10 protein-coding genes are annotated in these 11228 nt (G+C 68.5%); 4 read left to right on the forward strand and 6 right to left on the reverse strand.

Annotated elements, in window-relative coordinates:
* Nucleotide 1 precedes the first annotated feature (1 nt).
* Together dhaL and dhaM are read left to right on the forward strand one after the other, a co-directional pair.
* Nucleotides 2-700 carry a dihydroxyacetone kinase subunit DhaL gene (gene dhaL / locus FY251_RS14825; RefSeq protein WP_148415876.1) on the forward strand — a complete coding sequence of 233 codons (699 nt, stop codon included), beginning with the start codon at nucleotides 2-4 and terminating at the stop codon, nucleotides 698-700.
* Complete coding sequence (gene dhaM / locus FY251_RS14830) at nucleotides 697-1083, forward strand: dihydroxyacetone kinase phosphoryl donor subunit DhaM (protein WP_004063261.1); 387 nt, start codon at nucleotides 697-699, stop codon at nucleotides 1081-1083. Before dhaL ends, dhaM begins: the two co-directional genes overlap by 4 nt.
* 108 nt (nucleotides 1084-1191) lie before the next feature.
* Here dhaM and ptsH1 read toward each other — a convergent pair whose 3' ends face one another.
* From ptsH1 to glpA, 6 genes are all read right to left on the reverse strand, one after another.
* Nucleotides 1192-1467, reverse strand: a complete 276-nt coding sequence (gene ptsH1, locus FY251_RS14835) for a phosphocarrier protein HPr (protein ID WP_148415878.1) — start codon at nucleotides 1465-1467, stop codon at nucleotides 1192-1194.
* Between the two features lie 99 nt (nucleotides 1468-1566).
* Nucleotides 1567-2631: a hypothetical protein gene (locus FY251_RS14840; protein ID WP_148415880.1), complete on the reverse strand. Its 1065-nt coding sequence runs from the start codon at nucleotides 2629-2631 to the stop codon at nucleotides 1567-1569.
* Between the two features lie 3 nt (nucleotides 2632-2634).
* Entirely contained in the window at nucleotides 2635-4167 is a 1533-nt protein-coding gene (gene glpK, locus FY251_RS14845; protein ID WP_148415882.1) for a glycerol kinase GlpK, read from the reverse strand.
* A 363-nt stretch (nucleotides 4168-4530) separates the two neighbouring features.
* Nucleotides 4531-5841 carry an anaerobic glycerol-3-phosphate dehydrogenase subunit C gene (locus FY251_RS14850; RefSeq protein ID WP_148415884.1) on the reverse strand — a complete coding sequence of 437 codons (1311 nt, stop codon included), beginning with the start codon at nucleotides 5839-5841 and terminating at the stop codon, nucleotides 4531-4533.
* On the reverse strand, nucleotides 5838-7106 hold the full coding sequence (gene glpB / locus FY251_RS14855; protein ID WP_148415886.1) for a glycerol-3-phosphate dehydrogenase subunit GlpB: 1269 nt from the start codon (nucleotides 7104-7106) through the stop codon (nucleotides 5838-5840). Before glpB ends, FY251_RS14850 begins: the two co-directional genes overlap by 4 nt.
* Entirely contained in the window at nucleotides 7093-8880 is a 1788-nt protein-coding gene (gene glpA / locus FY251_RS14860) for an anaerobic glycerol-3-phosphate dehydrogenase subunit GlpA (RefSeq protein ID WP_148415888.1), read from the reverse strand. The genes glpB and glpA overlap by 14 nt, the downstream gene beginning before the upstream one ends.
* A gap of 356 nt (nucleotides 8881-9236) precedes the next feature.
* Between glpA and FY251_RS14865 the strand changes: the two genes are divergently transcribed.
* Both FY251_RS14865 and FY251_RS14870 read left to right on the forward strand, forming a co-directional pair.
* Nucleotides 9237-10439, forward strand: coding sequence for a Cdc6/Cdc18 family protein (locus tag FY251_RS14865; RefSeq protein ID WP_148415890.1), 1203 nt, complete (start codon nucleotides 9237-9239; stop codon nucleotides 10437-10439).
* Nucleotides 10440-10520: 81 nt separating this feature from the next.
* Nucleotides 10521-11195 carry a phosphoglycolate phosphatase gene (locus FY251_RS14870; protein WP_148415892.1) on the forward strand — a complete coding sequence of 225 codons (675 nt, stop codon included), beginning with the start codon at nucleotides 10521-10523 and terminating at the stop codon, nucleotides 11193-11195.
* Nucleotides 11196-11228: the final 33 nt, after the last annotated feature.

Raw genomic sequence — 11228 nt, forward strand, 5'->3', positions numbered from 1 at the left:
CATGGCCGACGCAGAGACACAACGCGAAGCGGTGCTGGACGCGCTCGACAACGTCGCCGAGCGCCTCGCCGAGGAGAAGGAGTATCTCACGGACCTCGACTCCGCCATCGGCGACGCCGACCACGGCGCGAACATGGAACGCGGCTTCGGCAAGGCCGCCGACAAGCGCGACGAGTTCGCCGAGATGGAGCCGAACGACGTCGTCAAGAACGTCGGGACGACGCTCATCTCGAACGTCGGCGGGGCCTCCGGCCCCCTCTACGGCGGCTCTATCATGTTCGCCAGTCAGGAACTCGAAGACGGCATCACCGCCGAGACGTCGGTGGCGTTCGCGGAGGCGTACCTCGACAAGGTCAAGGACCGCGGCGGCGCGCAGGTCGGCGCGAAGACGATGGTCGACGCGCTCGTCCCCGCCGTCCACACCTACAAGAAGTCCATCGAACAGGACGACCTCCCGCCGCTCGAAGCCCTCGCCAAGGCCGTCGACGCGGCCGAGCGCGGCGTCGCCTTCACCGTCCCCATCAAGGCGATGAAGGGCCGCGCGTCGTTCCTCGACTGGCGCTCGGTCGGCCATCAGGACCCCGGCGCGACGAGCACGCTGTTCATCCTCGAAGAGCTGCTTGAGACCGCCGAGGAGTACCTCGACGGCGAGGTCGACCGCGACGCGCGGGCCGAAGACGCCGTCGGGAGGGACGAATGATCGGTCTCGTCGTCGTCTCGCACAGCGCGAAGGCGGCCGAGGGAATCGCTGAGGTCGCCGCGCAGATGGGCGGCGGCAACGCTCGCATCGTCCCCGCCGGCGGCGACGAAGACGGCATCGGCACCTCGCCCGACCGCATCCGCGAGGGTATCGAGGAGGCGGACGACGGCGACGGCGTCGTCGTCCTCGTGGACCTCGGGAGCGCCGTGATGAACGCGGAACTCGCCATCGAGATGGCGATGGACTCCGAGGCGGTCATCGCGGACGCGCCGGTGCTGGAGGGCACGCTCAACGCGGCCGTCGAGACGACGAGCAAGAAGGCGACGCTCGATTCGGTCGTCGAGCGCGCCGAGGACGCCCGCGACTACCGGAAGCTGAACTGAGTCGGCCGGCGGTCGAATCGGTTTTCGAGCCACCGACCCGACCGGCGAAAAGGGCCCGTCGCGCGACGCGGCGGCCCGCAGTTCCGTGCCGCTTTGTTCTGTTTCGTGTTATTCTTCGTCGCCGGCTTCGGGCGTCGAGAGCACTGCTTCGAGCGCGTCGAGCGCCGCCTCCGCGTCGTCGCCCTCGGCGACGAGGCGAACCTCCTCGCCGTGGCCGACGCCGAGGCCGGTGACCGCGAGCATGCTGGCGGCGGGGACGAGGTCGTCCTCGTCGGCGCGGCCGAGTTGGACGTCGGCGTCGAAGGAGTTCGCGGTCTCGACGAACTGCGAGGCGGGACGGGCGTGGAGGCCGTCTTTCGGGACGACCGAAACGGTGCGTTCCATACGTCGGGTATCGACCGCGGAGCGTTATCGCTACCGGTTGCGGAACGCGGCGAAGAAAAATCGTGAACGACGTGTGCGGGGCCGAAGGCGTCCGGGCAGTTAGAGCCCGAGGTACGCCGAGTTCGGGATAGCCCCGAGCAGGAACAGCACGCCGATGAGCAGCGAGTAGATGGTAATCGACATCGCCGGCGGGTCCACGTGGGTCCCGGAGTGCGAGTAGGCGATACGCTGGGTGAGCTCGCCGAGCAGCGCGCCGATGAGACCGCCGACCGCGGCGGCGACGATGATGAGCGGTTCGCTCCCGCCGACCATCGGCGCGGCGACGGCTCCGAACGCCGACCCACCGAGCGTGATGTGGTGGGTGACGGGTATCTTCTCGACGCCGAGGTTCAAGAACAGCAGGCTGGCCGCCGAGATACCGTAGGCGAGGAAGAAGCTCTCCGTGATGAGCCACGTCCAACCGCCGAGGATACCGGCCCCGAGGCCGATGACCACGATGTTGACCCACTTGTACTGGTGGGGAAGCCACGGCTCGGTCGCGGGTCGGCCGCTGCCGTCGCCGCGCGTCTCTCCCTTCTCGAACGGCGACATGTCGAGGAGGCCGCTGCCGGCGGGCGAGCCGATGAGCGGGTAGCCGAAGGCGATGCGCGCGATGAACGCCGTCGTCATGACGGACAGCGCGACGCTGTCGAGCGGGAGGCCGATGCCGCCCGCGACGCGGGAGATGAGGAGCCCGAGGACGCCGAAGAGACCGCCGACGGCGAGGATGTCGGGCTGCGTGCCGAACGCGTACGTGATGTCCTTACCGAAGTGGTAGCCGCCCTCGCTGGGGTTCATGTCGGCGTACCGCTTGCCCGCGTAGGCGCTGGCGGCGACGCCGCCGGCGAAGGCGATGTGCGGGCCGACGAACGGGCCGAATCCGATACTGCCGGTGATGCCCGTACCGAGCTCGCCGGCGGTGACGAGGTCGACACCTTCGAACTGTCGGATGATGATGCCCGCCGTCTCGCCGAGCAGCACGACGAAGCCGGTGAAGATGAACGACGGCAGCGCGCCGAGGGCCGCGCCGAACATCCCGCCCGCGAACGCCGCGAGCAGGAGGACGATGAACCGCTCGGTACTGACGCCGATGACCGGAATCTGGAGTGCGAATGTTTCGAACACGTGTTACTCCTCCCGTGCCCAGTCGAGCGAGCGGTCGACGGCCTCTTTCCAGCGGCCGTAGCGCGCTTCGACGTTCTGTGGGTCTTTCGGACCGAACTCGCGGTCGACCTGCCAGTTGTCGCGGAGTTCGTCGAGCGTCTCCCAGTAGCCGACGGCGAGGCCGGCGGCGTACGCCGACCCGAGCGCGGTCGTCTCGTCGACCTGCGGGCGGACGATTTCCGTGTCGAGGATGTTCGACTGGAGCTGGCAGAGGAAGTTGTTCTTGACCGCGCCGCCGTCGACGCGGAGACTGGAGAGGTCGATGTCGCTGTCGGACTCCATCGCCTCGGCCACGTCGCGCGTCTGGAACGCGATGGATTCGAGCGTCGCGCGGACGATGTGCTCGCGGCGGGTGCCGCGGGTCATCCCGACGATGGTGCCGCGGGCGCGCTGGTCCCAGTGGGGCGCGCCGAGGCCCGTGAACGCGGGGACGAAGTAGACGCCGTCGGTGGACTCGACCGACCGAGCGAGCTTCTCGGACTCGGCGGCGTTGTCGATGAGCGTCATGTCTTCGAGCCACTCGATAGCCGCGCCGGTGATGAAGATAGAGCCTTCGAGGGCGTACTGGACCGGCTCACCGGAGCGCTGGAAGCCGACGGTGGTGAGGAGGCCGTGTTCGGACATGACCGCCTCTTCGCCGGTGTTCATCAGCATGAACGAGCCGGTACCGTAGGTGTTCTTGGCGTCGCCGGCGTCGAAACAGGTCTGGCCGAACAGCGCGGCCTGCTGGTCGCCGAGCGCGCCGGCGACGGGGACTTCCGCGCCGAGGAAGCCGTCCGCGTCGGTCACGCCGTAGTAGTCGTCGTCGGACGACGGGCGGACCTCGGGGAGGAGTTCGCGCGGGACGTTGAACTCCTCTAAGAGCTCGTCGTCCCACTCCATGTCGTGGATGTTGAACAGCATGGTCCGCGACGCGTTCGTCACGTCCGTGATGTGGTTCCCCGTCAGATTGTAGATGAGCCACGTGTCGATGGTCCCGAACGCGAGTTCGCCGTCTTTGGCGCGGTCGCGGATGTCTTCGGGTCGGGAGCGCTGGAGCTTGATGGGGTCGGAGTTGTCCAGCAGCCACTCGGCTTTCGTCGCTGAGAAGTACGCGTCGGGTTCGAGACCCGTCTTGGCGCGCACGTCGTCGGTCTTGCCGTCCGCTTCGAGCGTCTCGATGCGGTCGGTCGTCCGACGGTCCTGCCAGACGATGGCGTTGTGAATCGGCTGTCCGGTCTCACGGTCCCAGATGAGCGTCGTCTCGCGCTGGTTCGTGATCCCGATGGCTTCCAACTGCTCGGGGTCGAGCCCGGCGCTCGAAAGCGCCGCGTCGATGACCTGCTTCGTGTTGTCCCAAATCTCGTTTGCGTCGTGTTCGACCCAACCGGGCTCTGGGTAGATCTGTTCGTGCTTCTCGTAGGCGTTGGCGACCACCTTACCGTCGTGGTCGAACACCATGAACCGCGTGCCTGTGGTACCCTGATCGATGGCACCGACGTAAGTTTCTCCTGACATTTCTAACCAACCTCGATACGAACTCTCGGTGTGAGAGTCCTACCACTACAAACGTGTACAAATTATATGATAAATGTTTCTTTACTACTCCCCCGCATATTGTGCCACCCCGATTCGCAGTATAGGGCCTATACCGGCTGAATACGGGGAGTACTATTTCACACGGGCACTTTTTGGACCGTTTTACTCAACGAGGCGATCCGCCGGACAGAACGACCGCGTCCGCCGAGGAACGGGCGAAAACGGCGATGAATCGGCAATATAATCCGACAAACCGCCGGCGATTCGGCGCGCGCGCCGAGCGCGGCGACGTTCGAGTGGTCCGGCGCTCGAACGCGTTCGTCCGTTAGCCGTGCGCGCGCGTCAGACCAGCGCCTCTTCGAGGAGCTGGAGCGGGTGTTTGATGTCGTAGCCCGTGCCGTGTTCCATCTGCATCGAGCAGGTGGGGCACTCGGTCATGCCGACGCTCCCCTGCGCGTGCTCCATGTGGTCGAACATGTCCGCGCCGATCTGCATCGACTTGTCGTATTTTTCTTCCTTCCAGCCGTAGGTGCCGGAGATGCCGGAACAGGAGTCGCCGACGTCCTCGATTTCGACGCCGTCGAGCTGGCGGAACAGCTCGACCGCCTGCCGGTCGAGGCCCTGATTGCGGCCGTGACACGGCGCGTGGTACGCGAAGGCTTGGTCGTCGACCGATGCCTCGCGAACCGCGCCTTCGAGGTCCTCGTGGATGCGGAGGTACTCCAGCGCCTCGTAGGTGTGCGCCGAGAGGTCCTCGATGCCGTCGATGTCGAACAGTTCGGGGTACTCCTGGCGGAGCGACATCGAACAGGAGGTACACGACGCGATGATGTCGTAGCCCTCGGGGATGAGCCCCGCGAAGTTGTCGACGTTGATGCCGGCGGCGCGCTTGGCGTCGTCGAGCATGCCGTTCGCGAACATCGGCGTCCCCGAACAGCGCTGTTTGGGGACGACGACCTCGTAGCCGAACGACTCGAACACGCGGACCATCGCCTTGCCCACCTCGGGCGTGTTGTAGTTGGAGTAACAGCCGTGGAAGTACGCGACGCGCTTTTCCTCGGAGCGGACCTGCGGGCCGCCGCGCTCGTTCCACCACTCGCGGAACGTCTGGGTGGCGAACTCGGGGAAGTCGCGCTCGGCCGTGATGCCGAGGACTTTCTCGTTAATCTGTTGGACGACCGAGTTACCCATGACGGCGTTCGCCAGCCGCGGGAACATGCCTCCCAGCTGGGCGAGGGTGCCGTAGTTGGCGAGGATGCGGTTGCGGATGTACTCCCGCGAGAGCTTGTCCATCTCCTCGTCGACGTACTCGCCGCGGGCCGTGTTGTGCATCTGGCTGAGCGGGACGCCCGACGGACAGGCGTCGTCACAGCGCATGCAGTTCGAACACGACATGATGGAGTCGTCGACGGCCTCGTCTTCCTTGCGCTTGAGCCGCCACTGCTCCGGCCCTTGGAACTTCGGCCCGGGGAACTCGTCGTCGACCTCGGCGACCGGGCAGGACACGTCGCAGGCGGTACACTTGTAACAGTTGTCCGCGCCGGGACGGAGGTCCATGTCGGTGCTGTCGGGGAACACCTCGACGGCCTCGAAGTCGTCTGTCTGTGCGTCGGGGGTCAACGTCGGGTTGCCTGGGGATTCTGCGTCGCTCATCTGGTTGCCTCCTCGCCCGCGAGGCGGCCGGCGACGGCACCCGTCGCCAAGGAGACGCCGCTCGCGGATTTCTCGCGCGCCACGTCGGCACCGCCGACGACGCCGCCCGCGGCGCGCAGGTTCTCGAAGTGTGGTTCGCCGTCTTCGTCGGTCGGCCGGAGTTCGTCGTCGGGGACGACGCCGAAGCGCGCGAACGCGTGGTCGCCGAACGCCTCGGGGTCGGACCAGTCGTAGCGGTCCTCGGGGTGCGGGACGTGACAGCCGAAGACGGGCTCTGTGACCGATTCGCGGTCGGAGTCGAGGCCCTTGCCGACGAGGCCGCCGGTCGCGAGGACGACCTGGTCGGCCGAGTAGGGCGTCGGTCTGTTCTTCTGGTCGACGATGACCGTCTCGACGCGGCCGTCGTCGGCCTCGAAGTCGACCGCCGGGTTGCCCGCCGCGATGCGGACGCCCGCCTCGTCGAGCGCGTCGAACAGGATGTCTTCGAGCTTGAGCCCGAGCAGGCTCGGCGGGCCGGTCGGCACCTCGAAGACGGGGACGCCGAGTCGGTCCGAAAGCTCCTCGCGGACCGCCTCGTCGTGGTCGTCGCCGAGCATCGCCGGGAAGCCGACGCGCGACTCGCCGTCTAACTCCTCGGCGACGGTGTCGGCGAGGGCGGACCGGACCGTGCCGCCGTCGACCTCCTCGTCTCGGTCGAGGGCCTTGGCGAACCGCGTCACCTTCGCGTCGGCGCGGAACCGCTTGGGGAACTCGACGGTGACGCCGCGGGCCGAAAACGGCACGCCGGCGGCCGCGAGGTGGTCCGCGGCGACGGGCGCGTCGAAGTCCGTGAGGCCCGCGAAGCCGACGAGCAGCGTGTCGCCGGACGAACTGGCGAGGCCGGGCGCGACCGACGCGGGGTAGCGCGCGGTCGGCTTCACCGCGCCGCCGTGGGTCATCACGAGCGCGTTCGAGTCGGTGTGGCCGCCGCGGTAGGCGTCGCCGACCGCCTCGTCGAAGACGCGGAGGCCGGCGCGGACGCCCTCTTCGCCGACGACGTGGTAGGGGTGCCCGTCCGGGAGCGCGTCGAGGCCGGCGTAGGGGTCCGAGAGGGGACCGTCGCCGCCGGCGTAGCCGAGCACGTCCACGAGGCCGCTGGCCTGCCGGAGCGTGCTCTTCTTGTGGGCGAGCAGGCGCACGCGAGCGCCCGTCTCGGCGGCCGAGAGCGCGGCCGTGCAGGCGGCGATACCGCCGCCGATGACGAGCACGTCGTCAGTTATCGCCATCTGCACCTCCGGGGGCGTCGTCGCCCGCGCGGTCCGCGGTCGGTTCGCGGCCGCCGTCCGCGACCGCGCCGCCGGACGCGACGCCCGAGGCGTCATCCTCCGAAGCGCCGCCGTCGTCGAAGGCGGCGAAGTCGATGTCGGCGTCGGCCGCCGCGGGGTCCTCGTCGCGGTTCATCGTGGCCGCGTGGAGCATGTGCTTCAGCGCGGTCTGGGAGAGCTGCGTGCCCCACATCGCGTGGCGCTCGCCCTTCCAGCGCTCCTGATAGAGGTCGTCGAGGGACGCGCGAATGGTCTCCTCGTCGTACTCGGGCGCGAGTTCGTTCGCCATCCGGTGACAGCAGATCGCGCCCTGACAGTTGCCCATCGAGGCGCGCGTCTGGATGCGCACGGAGTTGAGCTCCGTGCCGGCGGTGTCGAGGGCGTCCTGAATCTCGGCGCGGGTGACGGCCTCGCACTCGCAGACGACCGGGTTGGGGTCGACGCTGTTGAGGACTTCGTCGGCGCGCGAGCCGAGCCGCTGGGCCGACCGGCGGCCGATGGGCGACCGCAGGCCGAAGTCGTCCATGTAGTCGCGGAGGACGGTGAAGTCCTCGCTCCCCGGAAGCGGCACGTCGGCGGTGCGGCACTCGGCGTCGACGCCGAGCTTCTCGCAGACGTGGTCCGAAATCTGCTCGGCCATCATCCGGTAGGTGGTGAGCTTGCCGCCGACGATGCTCGTCATGCCCGGCAGGTCGTCGCGGTCGGCGTGGTCCAACAGGAAGAACTCGCGGGTGATGTCCGTCGGGTCCTCGGTGCCGGTGCCCGGCGGCTCGTACAGCGGGCGGACGCCCCAGAAGGAGCGAATCGTCCGCGCCTCGGCCAGCATGGGCACGAGTTCGGACAGCGTCTCTATCATCAGGTCGACTTCCCAGCCCTCTTCGGGGTAGTCCTCCGGGTCCTCGACTTCCTCGTCCGTCGTCCCGAGGATGCACGTCGTCTCGTGGGGGACGACGATGTCGGCGTCGCCCTTCGGCCGACAGCGGTTGACGACCGTGTCGACCTGCCGGGTGTTCATGATGGTCATGACGCCCTTCGACGGCCGGACCTCGACGTCGACGCCGGCGAGGTCGCCGATTTGGCCGGCCCACGCGCCCGTCGCGTTGACGACGTAGTCGGCGCGGATTTCCTCGACCTCGCCGGGCTCGCCGTGGACGTACGGGCCGGTGCCGGTCTGGTGGGTGACCTCGACGCCGACGACTTCGCCGTCCTCGACGAGCACGTCGGTGACTTCGGAGTGCGTCTCGATGCGCGCGCCGTGTTCGACGGCGCTCGCGGCGTTCGCCACGCAGAGGCGGAACGGGTCGACCGCGCCGTCGGGGACCTTGATGGCGCGCTTGATGTCCTTCGCGAGGTACGGCTCTATCTCCCGGGCCTCCTCGGCGGACAGCACCTCGGCCGGAATGCCGCACTCGCGACAGCCCTCCAACTTCTTCTCGAAGTACTCGTCGGAGTCCTCGGGGCGCTGGACGAACAGGCCCCCCGTCATCTCGACGCAGTGGCCCGCGATGCGCCGCAGGACGCGGTTCTCTGCGATACACTCCTTGGCGGACGGTTGGTCCGATACCGCGTACCGACCCCCGCTGTGGAGGAGCCCGTGCATCCGCCCCGTCGTCCCGTGTGTGAGATTCCCCTTCTCGACGAGGGTCACGTCCAGCCCGCGCATCGCGAGGTCGCGCGCGATGCCCGTGCCGGTCGACCCCCCGCCAATGACGAGGACGCTCGGCGATTTTTTCATCTGTCTTTCGTGAGGTAGGACCGACGGCACTTTATTTTACCTTCACTCGTCTCGCGTCCCGTTCGTCTCACGGAACGGACCACTTCGCTCGCGGGACTCCCATCGGTGCGCCCGTAGAATACCGTAGCTCGGCGTTTCTACACCGAATCGAAACGGCAGCGAAAATTCAAAATTATCGATGCAATTAGTTACGTTCGCCCTTGATGCGACGGTAGCCGAGAACCTCTCAACTGCCTTTGAGGCGGCCGTCCCGGCCGATCCCCGTGTTTCGTGTTCTCTCTTGTCAGGGGTGCTGTCGGTAGTGGTCGGTTTTTAGGCGTGTGCCGGATACCCTCTGCCACGGGACTTACCACGCCATGCGCCTCGAAGACAGAATCACCAGGCGACGTCGCCGCGGCGGGAAGCGGCCCCGGCTCGTTCGGGACCTGAGCGCGCTTGACCCGACCGCCCACCCGGACGAGCCGACCGGCCGCGGCCCGACGCTCGAACGCATCCTCGACCACCTCGACCCCGTGTTCGACGGCGACCTGCCGCCCGACGCCCACGTCCACGGGCCGAAGGGCGTCGGGAAGTCGGCGGTCGTCGCGACGCTCTTCGAGCACCTCGCCAGCGCGCTCCCCTCTCGGCGGTCGGTCATTCACACCACCACGCGCACCGCCGCCACGCCGACGACCTCGTTCGCCTACGTCGACTCCCGGGACGCCCCGACCGAGTTCGCGCTCCTCCACGCGGCGCTCGACGCGCTCTGCGAGGAGCCGGTACCGTCACAGGGCGTCGGCGTCGAGGCGCTCCGCGAACGGCTCACCGAGCGCGTCGGGCACGACGAGCACGCGGTCGTCGCCGTCGACCACGTCGGCGAGCCGGAGACCTACTCCGCGGCGACGGCGGTCGAGGCGCTCTCATCGGTGTCGCCGCACGTGTCGGTGCTCACCGTCGGCCGCGACCCCCGCGACGACGCGCGTGCGGGCGGCGAGGCGGACGGCGATACCGGCGCGACCGACGCGCCGTCAATCGCCGTCTCGGCCTACGAGCGCCACAGTCTCGTCGACATTCTCGTCGCGCGCGCGTCGGACGGCGTCACCCGCAACGCGCTCCCGCACGAGGCGACGCGCGAGGTCGCCGAGTGGGCCGACGGCGACGCCCACGACGCGCTGTCGGCGCTCTACGGGGCGGCGACGCTCGCCGCCGCCGACGGCGCGGACGCCATCGACACCGAGTACGTCTGTGCCGGCATCGACGCCGTTCCTGACGACGGCTGCTCGCTGGGGCGCGTGTTCGCGCTCCCCGAGAGCCGTCGCCGCGTCCTCCGGGCGTTCGTCGCGCTCGACGACGAGGCGACGGCCTCCGTCTCGGCGGCGACCGAGCACATCGCCGCGTCGCCGCGGGTGTCGCTGTCGCCGGCGACGGTCCGGCGCGTCCTCTACGAGCTTTCTGACCTCGGTGTCGTCCGCCGGGTCTCGGACTCCGACTCCACCGACGGGCCGGGCCGGCCGGCGACGCGACCCATCCCGAACTTCTCGACACTGGCGTTCCGCGGGCTGGACGACGCCGAACGTTGAGTGTCGAAAACGACGAACCCGACCTGCGGCGCGCTTCTCCCCGACCGCTGAACCTTTTTCCCCCGTCTCCCAACTCCGGGTATGGTTCCGCCGCTCGTACTCGACATCGACGGGACGCTCACCGACGCGGATGGCCACCTCGATCCCCGCGCGTTCGAAGCGCTCCCGTCGTGGGACGCCCCCGTCATCCTCGCCACCGGCAAGGCGTTTCCCTATCCGGTCTCGCTGTGTCACTACCTCGGACTCCCACAGACGGTCATCGCGGAGAACGGCGGGGTCGTCCTCGCCGACGGCGAGGTGACGTTCACCGGCGACCGCGAGGCCGCGCAGGCCGCCGCCGACGAGTTCGTCGCGCGCGGCGGCGATCTCGGGTGGGACGCCGCAGACACCGCAAACCGATGGCGCGAGACCGAAATCATCGCCCGTCTCGACGCCGACGAGGCGCTCCTCCGCGAGGTCGCCGCCGAGTTCGACCTCGAAGTCATCGACACCGGCTTCGCCTACCACATCAAGACGCCGGGAGTCGAGAAGGGCGTCGGCCTCGAACGCGTCTGCGAGACGATGGACTACGACCCCGAGGAGTTCGTCGCCGTCGGCGACAGCGTCAACGACGCCTCGACGTTCGGCGTCGCCGGGCGGTCGTTCGCCGTCGCCAACGCCGACGACGTGGCCAAGGAGGCGGCCGACACGGTGCTCGGCGAGTCGTACATGGACGGCACGCTGTCCGTGCTCGAATCGCTCCGCGAAAACGAGTAGGCGTCCGCTCCGCCCTGCCCCGCTCCGCCCCAC

It is taken from the genome of Haloferax sp. KTX1, assembly GCF_902410085.1.
In the GTDB taxonomy this organism is placed as follows: Archaea; Halobacteriota; Halobacteria; order Halobacteriales; family Haloferacaceae; genus Haloferax; species Haloferax massiliensis.